Consider the following 19,204-nt stretch of genomic DNA (forward strand, 5'->3'; position numbering starts at 1 on the left):
TGCGGCTCCTGAAAAATGCGGGCTTTTTCTTCTTGTCGAAGGAGCCTGCTAAATCCCGTAAACAACCCGGCAGTTTTTTTCAGGCGGGAACGATGCGCACCCACAGCGACGTACGCCAGACCAGGCGTACAGGCAGCGTGTGGGTCAGGGTGCGCAGGGCATTGTCGGTATCGTCTAGCTGAAATACGCCAGAGATCTTCAGCCCGGCCACGGCCGGGTCGCAGCCCACCCAGCCCGCACGTTGGCGCCCTAGTTGATCGAGCACGGCCTGCAAGGGCATGTCCCGGGCGATCAACACACCGCGGACCCAGGCGGAGCCTTCGAATGTCGGCCGTTCGACAAGTCGGGAGCCGGCACTGTCGATCCGCCATTGTTGCCCGGCTTGCGCTCGCGCTGGCGCCTGGCCCGGAAGCTGAACAGCAACGCTGCCTTGGTCAACGGTCAACCGTGTGTAGCCGTGTTCTTGGCAAAGGTTGAACGCTGCGTTCGTTGTCTCGTAGCGCCCTTGCGCCGTCGTCACGCAAAGCGGGCGCTGCAACGCGTCGAGGGCCGTTTGTACGTACGCCTGCCCTTCCCGCAGTAAGATCCGGCGCCCGCGCGAATCGAGCCTTACATCCATGGCACTCCTGCTGTCGAGTTGCACCGTACTGCCGTCGGCCAGTGCGAAGCGGCGTCGCTCGCCGGTGCTGGTGCTGTAGTCGGCGAAGCTGCGGCGCCAAGGCGACTGCTGCAGGGCACCACCCGCCATGCCCAAGCCAAAAATGCCCAATCCGAGCGTCTTGATCGCCGTGCGGCGCCCCTGATTAGCCAGCGTACTAATTGCGACACCGGACGGTAGCTCGCGCGCGAGCGGGAAACAGGCTTGAGCCTCTTGCAGGGCTTGCCAGCGCGCCTCATGCCTCGGATCCGCCTGGCGCCAGGCCAAGCACGCTGCACTCACGCTCGGAGCATGTTGCGAGGACTCGAGTTTCACCAGCCAGTCGATGGCTTGGTCGAGCACCTTGTCTGTCATGGTTCGAGTGTAAGCTGGTAACAGTGACGAATAGCCTTGGCCATGTACTTCTCTACGCTGCTCAGGCTGACCCCCAGGCGGGCTGCGATATCTTGGTAGCTGAGGCCCTCCAGGCGCGACAGCAGAAACGCCATGCGTACCTTCGGTGCAAGGCCGTCAAGCAAGGCGTCGATCTGCATCAGCGTCTGCAACAGCATCAATTGTCGCTCAGCAGAGGGCGCTTCAGCCTCCGGCAACTGCGCCAACGCCTGTAGATAGGCCGCCTCAAGCTTCTGCCGGCGATAGCGGTCGATCAACAGCCCTTTCGCTACACTGCTCAACCAAGCCCTGGGTTGGCGCAATCCAGCAAGCTGCTGCGGGCGCAGAATGGCATGCAGGAAGGTGTCCTGTGCAACGTCAGACGCATGATCACCGAAGTGATGCCGGCGTTGCAGCCAACTGAGCAACCAGAGGTGATGATCACGGTAAAGACCGGCGATGCGCTCGCGTGTTTCAGGTGCGATAGCTGGGGAAGGCAACACGATCGTTCCTCGCGTCCATGATCAGAATGGAATGCATCTGCTAATCATTCGCAATGGTACAGGGTTCCAAGGGGGACTCTCAAGGGGCTGATCAACCACCGACCACAGCACGCTTTTGTGCACGCACATGTTCGGCCTCAGCGCGCCCCGCTTCTCGCCTCACCCCCTCCGGCATTTGCACGATCGATCCCCAGGCCTGAGCCATTAGACGGCCACCGGCCTTTGAGCATGGGCAGCGTCGCATGCCGTGCTGACGGTGTTCGCCCAGAGCATGATGGGAACCGTTGAACCCGCCTAACCTGCCACCCTTTCAAAGGCGTAATCCTTGAAAACTAACCACCCGATCCCATGGGAGCACTGTACATGCCTATCGACTTCAGGCCCGCTCAAGCCTCGGATGCGCACGATATTGCGCGCTTCTTTCAACTGACATCGGAGGGCATGGCCGATTACATATGGAGCAAGCTTGCCGCACCCGGGGAAGCATTACTGAGTGTCGGCACATCTCGCTATGCCAGGGAACAGGGCGACTTTTCCTATAAGAACTGCCTGATGGCCATTTTCGAAGGGCGCGTCATCGGCATGATGCATAGCTATGCCTTGCGCGAGACCCCTGACAGGCCTGTCGAGACAGACCCGGTCCTCGCGCCTTATGCCGACATGGAAATACCCGGCACCTTATACATATCCAGCCTGGCCCTGGATGAGGCCTGGCGCAGCCAAGGGCTGGGCGTCCAGTTTCTTCGCCATGCTCAGCAACGCGCTGAGGACTCTGGCCTGGATGGGCTATGCCTGATCGATTATGCAGAAAACCACGGTGCACGCCGCTTCTACGAACGTCACGGTTTTCAAATTGTTAAAACCTGCCAGATCGTTCCGCACCCGATGCTGAGCGTAACCGGTGAAGCCTATTTGATGTATCGCCCTACCCACAACGTGCTCGAGAAAAAACCATGAACAAGAAACTGACCGTGTTCCGCGAACTGGATATCCAACCGGTGCGCGACCTTCCCTTTTTTGAAGAGGTCGTGGAAGGCACCCCTCATACGCTGACGTCCAAGTACTATCACGATGAACAGCAAGGCCGCATTTCCGGAGAATGGGAAGCCAGCACCGGCGCGTGGCGCATCGACTACAAAGTGTGGGAGTTCTGCCATGTCCTGAGTGGACGCTGCGTCATCGAGCTAGAGGGCAGCGCCCCCGTCACACTGGCCGCTGGCGACACGTTCATTATCGAACCGGGCGCCAAGGGCAAATGGACCGTGCTGGAAGAGATGAAAAAGAACTTCGTGATCCTCCTGCCCGCGAACTAGGCACCGGGTAGCGTTTCATCGAGCGCAGCGCAAAGCCAGTTTGCATGCTTGCCTGCTGGCGGCGCTCGAATGTTCTTTGGCAGGCCACAACAGCCCTATTCAGTGTCTGCTTTGGGTCGATTGCGGTCAGTCGCGACCGGCTGCTATCGACCCAAAGCGGCCAGTCGTATCTTAGGTGATTTGTGGGAGCGGGCTTGCCCGCGAAGCAGGCGACGTGATGGATGGCACGGGCTTCGCTCGTGTTCGCGGGCAAGCCCGCTCCCACAGTGATCGCGCAAACTTTTAGAGTTTGAATAGGACAGTTGCTTCCACAGGGTTCGTGCCGGCCTCGGAAAATGAGCAATAGCGGTACTTTCGCAATGGCAGCCATGGGTCGATTGCAGCCGTTAGCCAGTGACCGCTTTCGACCCGAAGCTGCCGCTCATCGGCGATCAAATTGCGATCCAACTGTCTAGCCGGCGAGTGAAACCACTAAGTCAAATGCTGTAATAGGAATGTATGCCAAGGCGATGCTCGAATAATGCTCGCGAGACCTGGCGATGAACGCGCAGAGTGGAAGGGCAATCATGATCACGTCCAATACGCCCCATAGCGCTATTGGCGATGCCTTGAAAAAGCTTACGTTTACGACAAGCCCGAGGAATAAATAAGCAGACAGGAACAACAGCGCGTAACGGCCATCCTGTTCGAAGTAAACCTGAAGGCCATTCTGCTCATCCTCACTGCGACTGGGGAGCAACAGCGCAGAGGCTATAAAAAGAGAAAGCGCTAACAGAACGAGCAGGAGAAACTCCAAAAATGTGAACGTAACTTTTATGGCCGGCAGAGCGTTTACAGCCCACCAGAAGTCAAGTTGCGTAGTGAACAGCATCGTGGCCCAGGCGAGCGGTACCCAATCAGGCTTCGCCGCGCGGCGAATGCGGAATACCGTCAATACCCCCAGTAGAAGCCGAGTGACGGAGAGCCCGAGTATCATCGAGAGTATCGTGGCAACGATCGGAAAATTGCTCATGGTACACCCAGGCTTTGGATATTCTGGTTTTAGCACACCATCCGACAGTAGGCCGGTTATATCGCGCCCTGATGAATAAACGATTGCCCTAGGGCAGCCTTTCATGCGTCCCATGAGGATACAGTCCCACAGCCTGCCCTCTGTGATTGATGAACAAATCTCATGAACCCTTGCCAATTTAACCGTCTAGTCCCCACTCGGTAGCTCGCTTACTGTTCTCCCAACACCAAATGTCGGGAGATCCAGATGCACAAGCGCACACTCGGAAACAGTTCACTTGAAGTGTCAGCCCTGGGCTTGGGTTGCATGGGCTTAAGCCATGGCTACGGCCCGGCGACTGACACACAACAGGCCATTGCGCTGATCCGATCGGCGGTTGACCGGGGCGTCACGTTCTTCGATACCGCCGAGGTTTACGGCCCCTACCTGAACGAACAGGTGGTGGGCGAAGCCCTGGCACCGGTGCGCGATGAAGTGGTCATCGCCACCAAGTTCGGCTTCACCTTCGGCGACGACAATAAACAGCAGATTCTCAACAGCCGCCCCGAGCACATCCGGGTCGCGGTCGAGGGTTCGTTGCGTCGACTGCAGACCGACTACATCGATCTGCTTTACCAGCACCGCGTCGATCCGGACGTGCCGATCGAGGACGTCGCCGGCGTGGTGAAGGACTTGATTGGCGAAGGCAAGGTCAAGCACTTCGGCCTGTCGGAGGCCGGTGCGCAGACCATTCGCCGTGCACACGCGGTGCAACCGGTCACAGCGCTGCAAAGCGAATACTCATTGTGGTGGCGCGAGCCTGAGCGGGAAATCCTGCCGACGCTTTGGGAACTGGGCATCGGCTTAGTGCCGTTCAGCCCACTGGGTAAAGGTTTTCTCACCGGCACGGTGTCGGCGCAGACCACTTACGGCAGCGACGATTTCCGCAGCATCGTCCCGCGTTTCAGTCATTCGGCCCTGCAAGCCAATCAGGACCTGGTGGTGTTGATCCGTCAGATCGCCGCGCAGAAACAGGCCACACCCGCACAGATCGCGCTGGCATGGCTGCTCGCGCAGGCACCGTGGATCGTACCGATTCCGGGGACGACCAAACTGCCTCGCCTGGAAGAAAACCTCGGTGGCGCGGACATCACGCTCGACGCCACCGAACTCAAAGCGATCGATGCCGCACTGGCGCACATCCGCATTGAAGGCGAGCGCTATCCCGAAGCCCTAAAGGCGCGAGTCGGCCGATGAACAATGATCACGATCCGCTGCGGCGCACGGTGATCGCCGCCCTGGCCAGCGCCCCGCTGCTGTCGCTCGCCGACACGCAAGGCCACAGTGAAACACCCCGCTCAGGCTCGCGGATTCTGGTCGCGTATTTCTCGCGCTCGGGTAATACCCGCGTGGTCGCCGGGCTGATCCAACGTGGGCTGAATGCCGATCTCTTCGAGATTCGCCCGGCCCAAGCCTACCCCGAGGACTATCTGCAAACCGTTGAGCAGGCACGTCAGGAGCGTGACAGCGGCTTCGAACCCGAGCTGCAAAACAAGGTTCAGTTCTTGAGCGACTACGACACGATCTATCTCGGCTTTCCGATCTGGGGTGAAACCGCCCCGCCGATCGTGCGCGCCTTTCTCAGCGCCCACGACCTGACCAGCAAAACCCTTATCCCCTTCAACACCCACGGCGGTTATGGCTTGGGCAACAGCCGCAGCGTGCTGGTCAAGCACGCACCGAAGGCAGAGATTCTGGAAGGTTTTGTGATGCAGAGTGAGCAGGAGCGCAAGACCATGGAACGCGTGAACGGCTGGCTGAGCGATCACCCTCTTACGCGGTAATCGAATTCTGTACGGAGTGAAATCATGGAAATCCGCACGTTGGGCAACGGCCTGCAAGTGTCCGCACTCGGCCTTGGCTGCATGAGCATGACCTCGGCCTACGGGCCGGCTGCCGACAAAGCCAGCATGATCAGGCTGATTCGTTCGGCCTACGAGCACGGCATCACCTTGTTCGACACCGCCGAAGCATATGGCCCGTTTGCCAATGAAGAACTGCTGGGCGAGGCCTTGCAGCCGATCCGCGAGCAAGTCGTCATCGCCACCAAGTTTCACGCCTGACCGGAGTTGATCCGATGAACCGTTTGATCACACCACTCGTTGCTTTGTCATTCATGGCGGCAGAATCCCAGGCCGCCAACGAAATCCGCATTACGCCGAACGGCTCGCAGCCCTCGGTCAAGGGCGCGGCGCAAAACTTCACCGGTACGGTGCACGTTGATGGCCTGTTCAAAGGCGAGCCGCCGGCGCGCATCGGCGGCGGCACGGTGACCTTCGAGCCTGGAGCACGCACGGCATGGCACACCCACCCGCTGGGGCAAACGCTGATCGTCACCGCAGGCGTCGGCTACGTACAGCAAGAGGGTGGCCCGCGACAGGAGATCCGACCGGGCGACACTGTCTGGATTCCACCGCACACCCGTCACTGGCATGGCGCCACGGCCAGCAACGGCATGACCCATATCGCCATTGCTGAAGCCGAGGACGGCAACACTGTTACTTGGGCGGAACAGGTCTCGGACGCGCAATACGCCGGAGAATGAAGTTACGAAACTGCTGAGAAATACGGCGATGCGCAGACTGCTGAACGGGCCAATACGGCATTGACCCAGGCCCTCGCACCTTCGGGGAAATAACATGAAATTTGCAAAGTACCTGCTGAGCAGCGAACAACTGTGGTTCAACCAGTTCCGCATCGGCCTTTGGCCCAACTACTTCAACTGACCCAAACACTTTTGCGACTGCCGCCCTTTTGAATGCTCAGGAGCTTCACGTGAAAAATACACTCAAAGCCACGTTCATGTCGGCCTTGGTCGGCCTCTCGGCTGGCGAAGCCTTGGCCGCCGATTACAAAAAGAACCCGTTCACCCTCGCCTACGACGGCGCTATCAGCAAGAACGAACCGGGCAAGGTCAACATCCATCCGGTCAGCTACAAACTCAACGGTCTGGATATCGCCGCCAACGTATACACCCCAGCTAACTATGACGCGAAGAAGACCTACCCGACCGTGGTCGTTGCACACCCCAATGGCGGTGTGAAAGAACAAGTCGCCGGTCTGTATGCTCAACGCTTGGCCGAACAGGGCTACATCACCATCACTGCCGATGCGGCGTATCAGGGGGCCAGCGGTGGTCAGCCGCGCAGCATCGATAAACCGGCGTATCGCATCGAAGACATTCACGGCATGGCCGACTTCATCAGCCAGTTTGCCGGCGTCGATGACAAGCGCCTGGGCCTGCTCGGCATCTGTGGCGGCGGTGGTTATTCGTTGGCGGCAGCGCAAACCGACAAACGCTTCAAATCGCTGGCAACGGTGAGCATGTTCAACTCGGGCCGGGTACGTCGCAACGGCTACAACGACTCGCAAATGGACAGCATTGCGCAACGCCTGCAACAGGCGTCAGCAGCTCGCGCGCAAGAAGCCGCCGGCGGCGCGGTGCTGTATTCGGGCGATGCCAACCTCACCGACGAGCAGATTGCCAAACTGCCCTTCGAGCTGTATCGCCAAGGTTATGAGTACTACTGGAAGACCCACGCGCACCCGAACTCGACCTTCAAATACACCACCAGCAGCCTGATCGACTTGATGCGTTTCGACGCCACTGATCATATAGAGCTGATCAACCAACCGCTGCTGATGATCGCCGGCAGCAAAGCCGACAGCCTGTACATGACGCAGGACGCCTTCGCCAAAGCCACCGGCACCACCGACAAGGAAGTGTTTATCCTCGACGGCGCGACGCACATCGAAACCTATTGGGTACCGCGTTATGTCGATGCCGCGATTGGCAAACTGACCGCGTTTTACGGCCGCACCTTGTAATCAACACGCTTGGGGGTCGCGCATCCGTGTGCAACCTGCTTTCATGGATCAATCCCGCGCCCCTTCATGAGAGGCCCTCATCAATGTCACGCGCTAATCTTAACGACCTGCAAGCCTTCGTGGTCATCACCCGCGAAGGCAGTTTCACCCGTGCGGCCGCCCAGCTTGGCGTCTCGCAGTCGGCACTGAGCCATACCATGCGCGCGCTGGAAAGCCGCTTGGGCGTGCGCTTGCTGACGCGTACCACGCGCAGCGTTTCGCCGACCGAGGCGGGTCAGCGGCTGTATCAATCGATGGCGCCGCGGTTCGATGAGATCGAACTCGAACTGGCCGCGGTCAGCGAATTTCGTGACACCCCGGCAGGCAATGTGCGAATTCAGGCATCCGAACACGCCGCCAACAACATTCTGTGGCCCAAGCTTTCAAAGGTGCTTCCCGACTACCCGGACATCAATGTCGAAATCACCGTCGACTACGCCCTCTCCGACATCGTCGCGCAACGCTATGACGCCGGTGTACGCCTGGGAGACCAGGTGGCCAAGGACATGATCGCCGTACCCATCGGGCCGCCCCTGCGCATCGCGGTCGTGGGCTCACCTGATTATTTCAAACAGCGGCCGGTGCCGAAGGAGCCCGGTGATCTGGCCGCGCAAAATTGCATCAATCTGCGCCTCCCCACCCATGGCAGCCTGATGCAATGGGACTTTGAAAAGGATGGCCATGAACTGAAGGCCCGTGTCGAAGGGCAATGGACGTTCAACAGCAGCGTGCCGATTCTGCGTGCGGCCGTGGCGGGATGTGGCTTGGGTTTCCTGCCGGAAGACATGGTGGCGAAGGAGCTAGCCGATGGCAGCCTTGTGCGGGTATTGGAAGATTGGTGCCAACCCTTTGCCGGTTACCATCTCTACTACCCAAATCGCCGTGAACATTCATCAGCATTTGGCGTTGTAGTTGAAGCATTGCTCTACAAGCACTGAGTCACCGACCTGAGCATCTGAATTTTACCCGCCCCACAAACCCGCGATTCAGCAGACGCTTTTTGATCGATTGCAGTCGTACGTGACCGGCCGCAATGGGTCGAATGCAGTTGTTCGCTAGTGACCGCTATCGACCCATGGCTGCCAGTCGTGTCTGAGGTGATCTTTGTGGGAGCGGGTTTACCCGCGAACACGGGCGAAGCCCGTGCCATCCTCCGCGTTGCCTGCTTCGCGGGTAAACCCGCTCCCACTATAAATGTTGGTGAGTCCAACGGCAGCCATGGGTCGATTGCAGCCGCTCGCTAGTAACCCCTTTCGACCCCTAGCTGACAGCCGTAGCCGTGCTGCAGCCAAAAGGAGGGCTCAGTTCACCATCACTTCGTCCAGCGCCCGTTCAAGGGTGCTGACCGTGCGCTCGATATTGTGCAGCTTTTCGAGCCCGAACAGACCGATACGGAAGGTCTGGAAGTCGGCCGGCTCATCACATTGCAACGGCACTCCAGCGGCTATCTGTAGGCCGTGTTCTGCAAATTTCTTACCGTTCTTGATGTCGGGATCATCGGTGTAGCTCACTACTACACCCGGGGCCTGAAAGCCGGCTGCGGCCACGCTTTTGATGCCTCTGCCGGTCAACATTGCGCGGACGCGATCGCCCAGCGCCTGTTGTTCATCGCGCACCTTGTCGAAACCGTAGGCTTGCATCTCGCTCATCACGTCGTTGAATCGCGCGAGAGAATCGCTGGGCATGGTCGCGTGGTAAGCATGTCCGCCCTGTTCGTATGCCTGCATGATCTGAAGCCACTTTTTCAGGTCGCAGGCAAAGCTGCTGCTATGCGTCTGCTCGATGCGCTCGAGGGCCAAAGCACTGAGCATCACCAGCGCGCAGCAAGGGGAGGCGCTCCAACCTTTCTGCGGTGCGCTGATCAGCAGGTCGACTGCGCACTTGTCCATATCAACCCAAAGCGTGCCTGAGGCGATGCAGTCCAGAACGAACAGCCCCCCCACTGCATGCACAGCGTCGCCAATGGCCCGCAAGTAATCGTCGGGCAGGATAATCCCGGATGACGTTTCAACGTGTGGTGCAAAGACAATCTGCGGTTTGTGCGCCTCAATGGCCGCTAACACTTCGTCCAGAGGCGGGGGCGCGTAGGCTGGCTGGCGACCCGTGTCGATCGGTTGGGCTTTCAGCACCGTGGTAGCCGCCGGAATGTTGCCCATCTCAAGGATCTGGCTCCAGCGATAACTGAACCAACCGTTGCGGATCACCAGGCACTGCTGGCCGGTGGCAAACTGCCGCGCTACCGATTCCATGCCGAATGTACCGCTACCCGGCACTACTGCAACAGCCTGAGCGTTATAGACCTGTTTCAGGGTGCTGGAAATGTTCTTCATCACGCCTTGAAATGCCTGCGACATATGATTGAGCGAGCGGTCGGTGTAGACCACCGAATACTCGACCAGCCCCTCAGGATCAATACTTGGATATAGCTTTGACATGCGGTGACTCCTTTGGCAGAGATGTCATTGGTATGGACCCAGTCCTAAGCCTTGGCAACTGAGAAGTTAGAACATGGCTCGGACGGAGGTCGTTCACGTCCGGTTAGTCGACAGCAGGCGGTGGTGACTGTCTGCTATCACCCCACCCAACAAGCCATTAAGCTACCGCACTGTCTGACCGCTCTCTCAGGACGAGGCCAACCATGTTCGATCACCCGACCCACCCCGAAATCGCTGAATGGTTTACCCAGTTCAATGTCCCTGAGGTGTCCTACAGCGTCTGCTCCATTGACCTGAGCAATGAGCCGCCCGAGCACTGGTTTTACAAACGCAAGAAGTTGCGGCCTGAAAGCCTGAAACTCGATCTGCACATCCCGGCCAACGGTAGCTGGTGGGTCGACCTGTCGCGTCATGACAAGCTCTTCAACGTCCAGTGGCGCCCCAACGATGACCTGCGCATCGAGTCGCAGCAACTGCGCTACCGCAAGCAGATCAAGTGGCCCCGCCTGCACAACCTGATGGGCTTCCCCTTGCTGGTCGAACAGTTGCAGCAGTGCCTCGAGGTGACCTTCCTGCGCCATGCCAATATAGGGGCGCGCTTGCTGGAACCCGAAGCGTTGGCGCGCAATCCAGAACTACGGCAATGGCTGGCACCCTGTGCCGACACTTTTGGCTGGAACAGGCGAATGCAGCCGGAATAACAGGGCCGTGCGATTCACCTACAAGCTAAAGCGTCGCCCGCTACCCATCAATCCGATCAATCTCCTCCTGGCTCAGCGCACGCCAATCAGCCGGCAAAATCCCGTAATCGGCGCGCGCGGACTCAAGGGCCTGCGCCAATGACAGCATCAGGTGATCGCCTTCAACCTGTTGAGCGCAGTAATCGATGAAGCGAATCTCCAGATAAACCGGCGGGTCCTCCCCTCCTTCGACCTCAAGACCAAACAGCACGATGGCTGTTACGTTGGGACGATATTCACAGGGTTGCCGCACCTTGGCGAACAGGTACACGGGCTTTTCCGTCATTCGTTCAACTCCGTTACATGCCCGGGTACAGACCCGCAGGGGGTTGGTAGTCGGGGTCTTCGAAGCGACTGTTACTGTAAGTCGTTTTGGCCGTTGGCCCGCTGTGGGGGTACGTCACTTGCGGGTTGGGGACGAGGTGCCACTCGGCGCCGTCTTTGTCGCGCTCAATCAGCGTGGGATACAGCGTGCAGGTACCGCCTGAACCGGAGGTCAACCTGAACTGATAGTAGCGCCCTGCCTGGGGCGTGAACTGAGTTACGACCATGCAGGATTGCGTACGCGGCCCCTCCCAGAACATGCCCACCTGCGTTTTGATACCGGGCCTGACACGGGTTTCGAAGTAGTCGAACGTCAAGTCCTGCCCGGCTTTGGGCATGCCCTGGTCCTGTGTATTGATGAACGGCAGCGGCCCGGTGCGGATCACGCCGCCCGAGCGCACGCCGTTTTCGTATTGGTAAATAGTGGCATGCTGCGTGAAGTTGACGACGCGAACCCACGCGGGATCCGGCTCGTTTTCAGGCGCGACGAAGTAATCGGTAAGAGGTAAATATTGGCAGCCCGCAAACAACGGCAGAAGCAGCAAGCAGCGTGCAGTACGTATCGACATGGCGCATGTCCTTTGCAAAGTGCCTGTACAGACCACACGAGCGGGGATGCATTCCCTAGCTGCTTCAATAATGTCACGCTTAGCCGTCGGCCAAACGGTCATGGCGAATCGCTTTGAGGGGGCTATCGTTGCTTGTCTGGGCAACGACTACCGACCGAGGGCGGGGCGATGAACACCAGTGATCTTCTCGAACAGTTACTTCGGGCCGGGCAAGGCTCGCAAGCGCAACAAGGCAGCGGCGGCCTGTCATCGCAAGATGGCCTGGGCGGTTTGGGCGGCTTGCTGGGTGGTTTGCTTAACGGCGGCAGTGCCGCGGGTGGCGGCGGTGGCCTTGGCGGTCTACTGGGCGGCCTGTTGCGGGGTGGCGGCAGCGCTGGCGGCGTTAGCCAGGGGCGCGCCACGGGTGGCACCAATTACGCGGCCCTGGCGTCGCTGGGCATGATGGCGTTCCAGGCCTATCAAAGCTGGCAGCGCAGCCAGGCGGCAGCCCCGCAACAGGCCATGCGTACTGTCGATCAATTGTCCGGCCCCGAGGCCGAGGGCCACAGCCATGCAATATTGCGCGCGCTAATTGCGGCAGCCAAAGCTGACGGGCGCATCGACGAGCAAGAAGAACAGTTGATCTACGCAGAAATCAAACGTCACACCAGCGACCCGCAACTGCAGCAGTGGCTGGATGACGAAGTCAGCAAACCCCTCGATGCTGCCGAAGTGGCACAGTCGGCACAGGACCCGGCCATGGCTGCGGAGATGTACCTGGCCAGCGTGATGCTGGTGGATGACCAGCAGGCCGCAGAGCGGGCCTACCTTGATGAACTGGCCAGCGCTCTGCAAATCGACCCGACCTTGCAGGTGCACCTGGAACAACAGGCCAAGGGAGCCGCCTGACCGGGCTGAGATGCCTGCGCGATTTCATTAACCTGAAGCCCGCGCAGGCATGGCCCCGAGCGTAAACAGCCTGTGAGGTTGTGCTGTTTAGCTGTCACCTTCCTGCACACTGACCCTCACGCCCGTGCTAGCGATTTCGTATTCGGATTCCGATATCTGCCGCACGGCCCCACCGAATTGCATTTCATAATGCACCGGACCTTCATGCCGAATCATTCCATTGGGCGAGCGCTCAACGGTCTCATCCTGATAAATGTTGATCACGTAGACCACATTATCCGTACCCACCCCAACTTTTTTTCCAACGTATTTGTCCGCCATATCCTTACGCCTTGAGTGAAACCTCACAGCCGCTGCACCTGGGATGCAGACCGTTAAAGCCTGTGCGCAATGGCGCAAGCGGTCTGTGCGCTACCGTACAGACGCTTCGAATTAGATAGCTGCCGCAGGCTAATTAGACAGGCTGGATGGTATCCTCCAGCGGTTTTACCCCGTTGGCAGTAGCGGACGGCGAACAGGACAAAAGGAAAATGTCATGCGTACACGCACCCTCCTCGCGGCATTCGGCGCCGCGTTCACACTGCTGTCAGCCCCGGCATCGGCCACCCAGCCGGCGCCCGTGACGCCGACACAGGTGAACAAAGACCGCATTTCGGTAACGGTCGAAGGCAGCGGCCCTGATGTGATCTTGATCCCAGGTTTGGCGTCTTCCCGCGAGGTGTGGCGTGATCTGGCCACCCGCTTGCAGCGCAGCCACCGCCTTCACCTGGTACAGGTCGCAGGTTTCGCCGGCGCACCTGCGGTGTCCGACTCGCGTGGAGAAGTCGTGGCGCCAACGGCCGAGGCCATCGCTGACTACATCCGCACCCAGCACCTCAAGGCCCCGGTCATCATTGGTCACTCGTTGGGTGGCGAGGTGGCGCTGATGCTCGGCGCGCGTCACCCCGATCAGGTCGCGCGCTTGATGATCGTCGATGCCCTGCCCTTCTACACACTGCTCATGAACCCTTTCGCAACCCGCGAGACGGCCGAACCGCAGGCGGCTGCATTCCGCGATTCGCTGCTGGCGTCAACGCCTGAGCAGGCTGAAGCCCTGCAGCGTGTATCCATTGCCCGCTTGGTAAAAAGCGAAGCAGCCCGGCCTGTGCTGCTTGCGGCGGCGACAAGCTCGGATCGGCAGACCACGGCCCAAGCCACTTACGAACTGATGACCACCGACCTGCGCCCAGAGCTTGATCGCATCCAGGTGCCGGTCGAGGTCGTCTATGCCTATGACCCGGTGTACGGCATCCCTGCGGCCAATGTCGAGGCGACCTTCCGCAACGCCTATGCCAATACCCCGCACATCAACTTCACGCGCATTGACGACAGCTTCCACTTCGTCATGCTCGACCAGCCAGAAGCGTTCGCCAACGTGGTCACTGATTTCCTGCAGCCCTAGCGGGCGCCTGCCACCGCCGTTCAGCGCTTGAGCAGGGCAATGAAAAACAGCCCGCCAAGCGCCGCAGTGGCAATGCCGATCGGCAGGTCTTGCGGGGCGATCAGGGTGCGTGCAGCCACGTCTACCCAGACCAGGAAAATCCCCCCCAGCAGTGCGCTCACCGGCATCAGCCGGCGGTTTTCCGCCCCCACCAGCGCCCGCGCCATGTGCGGTACCATCAAGCCGACAAAGCCGATGGCACCGGAGAGCGACACCAGCACACCGGTCAGCAACGAGGTGCAGGTGAACACCTGCAGGCGCAGGCGTCGGCAGCTGAAGCCCAGGCTCACTGCGGTCTGCTCACCGCTCATCAGCGCATTCAGCCCGCGCCCCATGACCTGCAAGGCCACCAGCCCCAGCACCACGCAAAGCGCCGGCAACCAGAGGACATGCCAGCGCGCCGCCCCCAAGCCTCCCAGCATCCAGAACACCACCGAGGCGGCGGCGTGCTGGTCGCCCGTGTACAGCAGCAGGTTGACCACGGCCATCAACACGAACGACACGGCGACGCCCGCCAGCAGCAGGCGGTCGCTTTCCATGCGGCCATGGCGCCGCGCCACGGCGATCACCAGCATCATGCTCGCCGCCGCGCCCATGAACGCCGCCAACGGCAGGCTGAAGGCGCCGATGAATTCGCCGAGGTAGAGCATCACCAGCACCGCCCCCAACGCCGCGCCGGAGCTGACGCCCAGCAGGTGCGGGTCTGCCAGGGGGTTACGGGTCACGGCCTGCAGCGCCGTGCCGACCAGTGCCAAGCCGGCACCCACCAAGGCCCCCAGTAAAACCCGGGGGGCGCGAATCAGCCAGACGATCTGCGCCTGGCTTTGGGACCACTCGCCTGGCCCGGCGATGCCCAGTTGCTGGCCGACGATCCCGGCCACGTGGGCCAGCGGTACCGATGCGGGGCCGAATGCCTGGGCGATCAGGCACGACACCAGCAACAGTGCGCTCAGCATCACGATCAACCACCGGTAGGCCACAGGGCTGTGCCCGACCCTCATTGAACGGCACCTTGGAACAGCTGCGGATGCAGGGCAGCAGCCAGCTTCTCGATGGCCAGGGCGTTCTCGACAGCGGGCGTTACCTCCAGATAAGTCAGCACGATGAAGCGCTGCTCACGAATCGCCTGCACGTCTTTCAACGCCGGCTGGCGCAGCAAGAAATCGCGCTTCTGCTGCCAACTGCTCGGGCCATAGTCGACGATCAGAATGACCTGCGGGTCGCGCTCCACCACACTCTCCCAGTTCACCTGGGTCCAGCTGGCAGACACGTCGTCCATCACATTGCGACCGCCTGCCGCCTCGATCAGGGCCTGGGGTACGCCCAGCCTTCCCGAGGTGGTCGGGCGGTCTTCGCCACTGTCGTACAGAAACACACGGGGCGTAGGCTGCGCGTGTTCAACCCGGCGCTGCACGTCACCGATGCGCGTGCGCATGTTCGCGATCAAGGCGTCGGCCTGGGGCTCGACGGAAAAAATCCGACCTAGATTGCCCAGGTCGCGATAAACGTCATCCAGCCTGGCCCGTTGCTGGGCCATGACCCACGAACACGACTCGCTCAGCTCGTACACCGGGATACCGAACGGCGCGAGCGTGCTGGGCGTGACTGGCCCACCGACCTGCATGCCGTAGTTCCAGCCGGCAAAGAACAGGTCGGTTTCAGCCGCCAGCAAGGTTTCGATGGCAGGGTAACGGCTGGCCAGCGGTGGTACGCCCTGCAGCGCTGCATCCACCCACGGGTCGCGGTGCTTGCTGGCAGTGAAGCCGGTATAGCCGATGATGTGCTCGCGCAGCCCCAGGTGCAGCAGCATGGCGGTCATGTTCACGTCGTGCACCACGACCCGCTGCGGTGGCTGGGTGAACGTTATGTCGCGGTCACAGCTGCGCACGCTCAGGGGGTAATCGCTGGCCATCGCAGGCAGCGCGGTCAGCAGCGCCAACAGGCCGATCAGGTAGCGGACAGTCATGTTCGGGTGATCCAGGTAATGCGTGGGTAGGGATGCAGGGGATGCGGGTCGACCAGCGCCTCGACGCCGAAAACCTGCAGCAGCAGCGCGGGGGTCAGCACCTGCTGTGGCGTACCGCAGGCGACGATGCGCCCGCCGTCGATGACGTACAGCCGATCGCAAAACGCAGCCGCCAGGTTGAGGTCGTGGAAGCTGGCCAAAATGCTCAGGCCCAGGCCACGCAGGTGCTGAAGCAGCTCCAGCTGGTAGCGTGGGTCGAGGTGGTTGGTTGGCTCGTCGAGTAGCAGCAGCTGTGGCGTCTGCACCAGCGCCCGGGCCAGCAGCACGCGCTGTTTCTCGCCGCCAGACAGGCTGGCAAAGGCCCGTTCGCCCTGGCCGGCAAGGCCAACTTGCGCCAGTGCCTGGGCCACTTGCCGGGCGTCCTCGGCCGTGTCGCCGTCGAACAAGCCCTTGTGCGGTGCGCGCCCCATCGCAACGATGTCGCCAACGCTCAAGCCAAACGCGTCGGGAAACTCCTGCAGCACCACCGCGATGCGTTGTGCGCTCCAGCGTGCGCTGCGTTGCCAAAGGTCATCACCGCCAAGGCGCACACGGCCCTCGGCAGGCTCGTTGGCGCGGTAGGCGCACCGCAGCAGGCTGGTCTTGCCGCTGCCATTGGGGCCGATCAAGCCGACGAACTCGCCCTGTTCCACCCGCAGGTCCACACCCTGCAGCAGCGGGCGCGGCGGCCGTCCCCGCTCAAGCAGGGCCCAGTCCAGGGCCTCGATGTGCAGTTGCGTCATGGGCATCACCTCCAGGAAGCACCGGCCAGGGGCCGGTGCGACAGGCTCAGAAGCTGTAGTCAGCCGTGACGAAGAACGAACGCGGTTCGCCCAGGTACCACTGCCGGCCGTTGTTACCCGTGGTGGTGGCGTACTGGCGGTCGAACAGGTTGTTCAACTGCAGGCCCAGGGTCAGGTCCGGTTGCACGTGCCAGTCGATGTTGGCGTCAACCACGGTGTAGCTGGGCACCTCGACGGTGTTGGCGTTGTCGGCGTAGCGGCTGTCGACATAGCGCGCCCCGGCGCCGGCACTGAAGCGTTGGCCGAAGTCTTTGCTCAACCACAGGTTGGCGGAGCGGCGCGGCACGTTGATCGGCTGGTTGCCGGAGTAGTCGTTGGCGCCACTGGCAAACTCGTCATACTCCGCGCGCACCCAGGCGGCGTTGGCAGACAGTTGCACGTCATACGGCAGGCGCAGTTCGAGGGTGGCCTCGATGCCGTCCGACGACTGTTGGCCGACCTGCTGTTGCAGCGTGGGGTTGAGCGGGTCGGTGCTCAGCAGCTTTTTCTTGACGATGTGATACGCCGCCAGGGTCCACTCGCCTCGCCCGTCAGGCAGCATGTGCTTGATGCCGGCTTCGGTCTGTTTGGCGGTGCTCAGGTCCCATTGCTGCTGCGTGGCGTTGAGGGTGAGCAGGTTGCTCACACCTTCGGTACTGGTGGCGTACTGGCCATAAACCGACAGGTCCTCGGTCAGCGCGAACACCAGGCCGGCGCGCCAGTTGTCGCCAGACAAGCTGCGATCGGTGCGGGTATCGGCATCCAGGTCGTCGCGGTTCAGGTGCACCTGGTCGCGGCGTGCACCGGTGATCAACGACAGGCGCTCGGTGAGTTGCGTGCGGTTTTCGGCGAACAGCGAGAACTGCTTGGCCTGGTTGGCTTCGCGCGAGCGGTAAGGGTCGTTGCTGATGTACTCGCCCCCACCGGAACCGGACAGCGGCACGGTATCGGTCAGGGTGTTGCCGAAGTCGTGCTTGCGCACGAAACGGATCGTGTTGTAGTCGGCGCCCACCACAGTCTGGCTGTCCAGGCCGAACAGCGAATGTTGCAGGGTGAACGACTGGCGATCGCCAAGCTGTTCCTGGGTCTGCTTGATGCTGATGAAGCTGCTGCGCCGCACCTGGTCGCCTGGCAGCCAGGTGTAGGTCTCGGCGTTGCGCCAGCGGCGCTGGGCCTTGAGGAAGTACAGTTGGTTGCTGGCGGTGAGGTTGTCGTTGATTACCCAGTCGGTGACTAGCCGTGTGGACTGGTCGTTGTAATGCACTTCGGCGTTGTCGACGTTGTAGTTGTGATCGCGCAGCGACTCGCGGTAATGCCCGTCCACCAACGGCGTCCCCATGTACTGCTGCGGGTCTTGGTCTCCGTAGTCGTGGCTGAGGGTGAAGCTCAGTTCATCGCTGGGCTGCCAGCGCAGCGCGCCGCTGATGGCAAGACTCTGCGAATCGCCCCGGTCGACCCAGCCGTTGCTGGCCAGCTTGTTGAGGTTCAGGCGGTAGCTCAAGGTGTCGGTCAGCGAGCCGCCGCTGTCCAGGGCCATCTGCCGACGGTCATCCGAGCCGTAGCCCAGGCGCAGGTGATTGCGGATTTCGCCTTCAAAGGGCTTCTTCGGCACGACGTTGACCACCGCACCGGTGGCGCCCTCCCCGTACAGCACCGAGGCCGGGCCGCGCAGCACATCGATGCGCTCGACCGACCAGGTATCGACCGGGAAGGTCACTGTGCCGGCGCCCACGTACAGCCGGGTACCGTCGTACAACTGCATGGTCGAGCTGTGCCCGGTGAAGCCGCGGGCCGACAAGGCCGTGCCGCCGTTACCGGGGGTGCCGATGAAGGTGATGCCGGGTGAACGGGTGACCGCGTCCTGCACCGTGGCGTTGTTGCGCTTGAGGATTTGCTCGGCACTGATACTGGTCACGCTGGCTGGGGTTTCCAGCGGCGTCAGGCCAAGCCTCGAGCCACTGGTGCCTGGGGTATGCAGGTCGGGCTGAGGGTTGTGCTCGGCCGTGCCGGTAATGTCCGTGGCCGGTAGCGCCAGGGCGTTGTCCGCCTCGGCGGCGTGGGCGGCAACAGAGAGAAAAACACAGGGCACCAGGCTGGCGTGCAGCAGCGTACCTGGCAGAGAACTGAACAGCGAATAACGGGACATGTCGTTCCACTTGAAGCAGGAATGAAAGAATCCCGGGGGAACAACGCAAAGAGGAATCGCGGGCGAGCACG

General features: G+C 61.0%; 21 protein-coding genes and 1 pseudogene. 11 read left to right on the forward strand and 11 right to left on the reverse strand.

The window, feature by feature from the left end; genetic code table 11:
* Positions 1-79: 79 nt before the first annotated feature.
* Positions 80-1,012 (reverse strand): FecR family protein, encoded by a 933-nt coding sequence (locus AC5PZ0_RS19990; protein WP_493855591.1) that lies wholly within the window; start codon positions 1,010-1,012, stop codon positions 80-82.
* The gene (locus AC5PZ0_RS19995) at positions 1,009-1,533 is read right to left on the reverse strand and encodes a sigma-70 family RNA polymerase sigma factor (RefSeq protein WP_454243463.1); all 525 of its coding nucleotides are present in this window, start codon (positions 1,531-1,533) and stop codon (positions 1,009-1,011) included. Before AC5PZ0_RS19995 ends, AC5PZ0_RS19990 begins: the two co-directional genes overlap by 4 nt.
* 363 nt (positions 1,534-1,896) lie before the next feature.
* Between AC5PZ0_RS19995 and AC5PZ0_RS20000 the strand changes: the two genes are divergently transcribed.
* Both AC5PZ0_RS20000 and AC5PZ0_RS20005 read left to right on the forward strand, forming a co-directional pair.
* A complete protein-coding gene (locus tag AC5PZ0_RS20000) occupies positions 1,897-2,490 on the forward strand; it encodes a GNAT family N-acetyltransferase (protein WP_265969506.1) in 594 nt (197 codons plus the stop codon).
* Positions 2,487-2,846: a cupin domain-containing protein gene (locus tag AC5PZ0_RS20005; protein WP_493855592.1), complete on the forward strand. Its 360-nt coding sequence runs from the start codon at positions 2,487-2,489 to the stop codon at positions 2,844-2,846. Before AC5PZ0_RS20000 ends, AC5PZ0_RS20005 begins: the two co-directional genes overlap by 4 nt.
* A gap of 451 nt (positions 2,847-3,297) precedes the next feature.
* On the opposite strand, the gene AC5PZ0_RS20010 is transcribed toward AC5PZ0_RS20005, so the two are convergent.
* On the reverse strand, positions 3,298-3,858 hold the full coding sequence (locus tag AC5PZ0_RS20010; protein ID WP_099429722.1) for a hypothetical protein: 561 nt from the start codon (positions 3,856-3,858) through the stop codon (positions 3,298-3,300).
* Positions 3,859-4,104: 246 nt separating this feature from the next.
* Here AC5PZ0_RS20010 and AC5PZ0_RS20015 point away from each other — a divergent pair, with 246 nt between their 5' ends.
* The 6 genes and pseudogenes from AC5PZ0_RS20015 (at position 4,105) to AC5PZ0_RS20040 (ending at position 8,702) form a co-directional block, all read left to right on the forward strand.
* Positions 4,105-5,094 carry an aldo/keto reductase gene (locus AC5PZ0_RS20015; RefSeq protein ID WP_493855593.1) on the forward strand — a complete coding sequence of 330 codons (990 nt, stop codon included), beginning with the start codon at positions 4,105-4,107 and terminating at the stop codon, positions 5,092-5,094.
* Positions 5,091-5,681: a flavodoxin gene (locus AC5PZ0_RS20020; protein WP_493855594.1), complete on the forward strand. Its 591-nt coding sequence runs from the start codon at positions 5,091-5,093 to the stop codon at positions 5,679-5,681. Before AC5PZ0_RS20015 ends, AC5PZ0_RS20020 begins: the two co-directional genes overlap by 4 nt.
* Before the next feature lie 24 nt (positions 5,682-5,705).
* Positions 5,706-5,951, forward strand: a pseudogene (locus AC5PZ0_RS20025) (aldo/keto reductase); the annotation flags it as partial.
* 23 nt (positions 5,952-5,974) lie between these two features.
* Positions 5,975-6,442, forward strand: coding sequence for a (R)-mandelonitrile lyase (locus AC5PZ0_RS20030; protein WP_099429725.1), 468 nt, complete (start codon positions 5,975-5,977; stop codon positions 6,440-6,442).
* Between the two features lie 230 nt (positions 6,443-6,672).
* A complete protein-coding gene (locus AC5PZ0_RS20035) occupies positions 6,673-7,725 on the forward strand; it encodes an alpha/beta hydrolase (protein WP_493855595.1) in 1,053 nt (350 codons plus the stop codon).
* Positions 7,726-7,808: 83 nt separating this feature from the next.
* A complete protein-coding gene (locus tag AC5PZ0_RS20040) occupies positions 7,809-8,702 on the forward strand; it encodes a LysR family transcriptional regulator (RefSeq protein WP_265970345.1) in 894 nt (297 codons plus the stop codon).
* A 363-nt stretch (positions 8,703-9,065) separates the two neighbouring features.
* On the opposite strand, the gene AC5PZ0_RS20045 is transcribed toward AC5PZ0_RS20040, so the two are convergent.
* A complete protein-coding gene (locus AC5PZ0_RS20045; RefSeq protein ID WP_265969508.1) occupies positions 9,066-10,199 on the reverse strand; it encodes an aminotransferase class V-fold PLP-dependent enzyme in 1,134 nt (377 codons plus the stop codon).
* A 203-nt stretch (positions 10,200-10,402) separates the two neighbouring features.
* On the opposite strand from AC5PZ0_RS20045, the gene AC5PZ0_RS20050 reads away from it, so the two are divergent.
* A complete protein-coding gene (locus AC5PZ0_RS20050) occupies positions 10,403-10,900 on the forward strand; it encodes a hypothetical protein (RefSeq protein WP_099429729.1) in 498 nt (165 codons plus the stop codon).
* A 40-nt stretch (positions 10,901-10,940) separates the two neighbouring features.
* On the opposite strand, the gene AC5PZ0_RS20055 is transcribed toward AC5PZ0_RS20050, so the two are convergent.
* Together AC5PZ0_RS20055 and AC5PZ0_RS20060 are read right to left on the reverse strand one after the other, a co-directional pair.
* Positions 10,941-11,225, reverse strand: a complete 285-nt coding sequence (locus AC5PZ0_RS20055) for a hypothetical protein (RefSeq protein WP_099429730.1) — start codon at positions 11,223-11,225, stop codon at positions 10,941-10,943.
* Positions 11,226-11,238: 13 nt separating this feature from the next.
* Complete coding sequence (locus tag AC5PZ0_RS20060; protein ID WP_493855596.1) at positions 11,239-11,832, reverse strand: hypothetical protein; 594 nt, start codon at positions 11,830-11,832, stop codon at positions 11,239-11,241.
* A 168-nt stretch (positions 11,833-12,000) separates the two neighbouring features.
* Between AC5PZ0_RS20060 and AC5PZ0_RS20065 the strand changes: the two genes are divergently transcribed.
* Positions 12,001-12,720: a tellurite resistance TerB family protein gene (locus AC5PZ0_RS20065; protein ID WP_099429732.1), complete on the forward strand. Its 720-nt coding sequence runs from the start codon at positions 12,001-12,003 to the stop codon at positions 12,718-12,720.
* An 87-nt stretch (positions 12,721-12,807) separates the two neighbouring features.
* On the opposite strand, the gene AC5PZ0_RS20070 is transcribed toward AC5PZ0_RS20065, so the two are convergent.
* Positions 12,808-13,041 (reverse strand): hypothetical protein, encoded by a 234-nt coding sequence (locus AC5PZ0_RS20070; protein WP_099429733.1) that lies wholly within the window; start codon positions 13,039-13,041, stop codon positions 12,808-12,810.
* A gap of 214 nt (positions 13,042-13,255) precedes the next feature.
* Between AC5PZ0_RS20070 and AC5PZ0_RS20075 the strand changes: the two genes are divergently transcribed.
* A complete protein-coding gene (locus tag AC5PZ0_RS20075) occupies positions 13,256-14,161 on the forward strand; it encodes an alpha/beta fold hydrolase (RefSeq protein ID WP_493855597.1) in 906 nt (301 codons plus the stop codon).
* A 20-nt stretch (positions 14,162-14,181) separates the two neighbouring features.
* Here AC5PZ0_RS20075 and AC5PZ0_RS20080 read toward each other — a convergent pair whose 3' ends face one another.
* The 4 genes from AC5PZ0_RS20080 to AC5PZ0_RS20095 are packed head-to-tail and all read right to left on the reverse strand — an operon-like array spanning position 14,182 to position 19,133.
* On the reverse strand, positions 14,182-15,201 hold the full coding sequence (locus AC5PZ0_RS20080) for a FecCD family ABC transporter permease (protein ID WP_493855598.1): 1,020 nt from the start codon (positions 15,199-15,201) through the stop codon (positions 14,182-14,184).
* Entirely contained in the window at positions 15,198-16,166 is a 969-nt protein-coding gene (locus tag AC5PZ0_RS20085; RefSeq protein ID WP_493855599.1) for an ABC transporter substrate-binding protein, read from the reverse strand. Before AC5PZ0_RS20085 ends, AC5PZ0_RS20080 begins: the two co-directional genes overlap by 4 nt.
* Positions 16,163-16,948 carry an ABC transporter ATP-binding protein gene (locus AC5PZ0_RS20090; RefSeq protein ID WP_493855600.1) on the reverse strand — a complete coding sequence of 262 codons (786 nt, stop codon included), beginning with the start codon at positions 16,946-16,948 and terminating at the stop codon, positions 16,163-16,165. The genes AC5PZ0_RS20085 and AC5PZ0_RS20090 overlap by 4 nt, the downstream gene beginning before the upstream one ends.
* A gap of 46 nt (positions 16,949-16,994) precedes the next feature.
* The gene (locus tag AC5PZ0_RS20095) at positions 16,995-19,133 is read right to left on the reverse strand and encodes a TonB-dependent receptor (RefSeq protein WP_493855601.1); all 2,139 of its coding nucleotides are present in this window, start codon (positions 19,131-19,133) and stop codon (positions 16,995-16,997) included.
* Positions 19,134-19,204 lie beyond the last annotated feature (71 nt).

It is taken from the genome of Pseudomonas sp. 5.2, assembly GCF_059025405.1.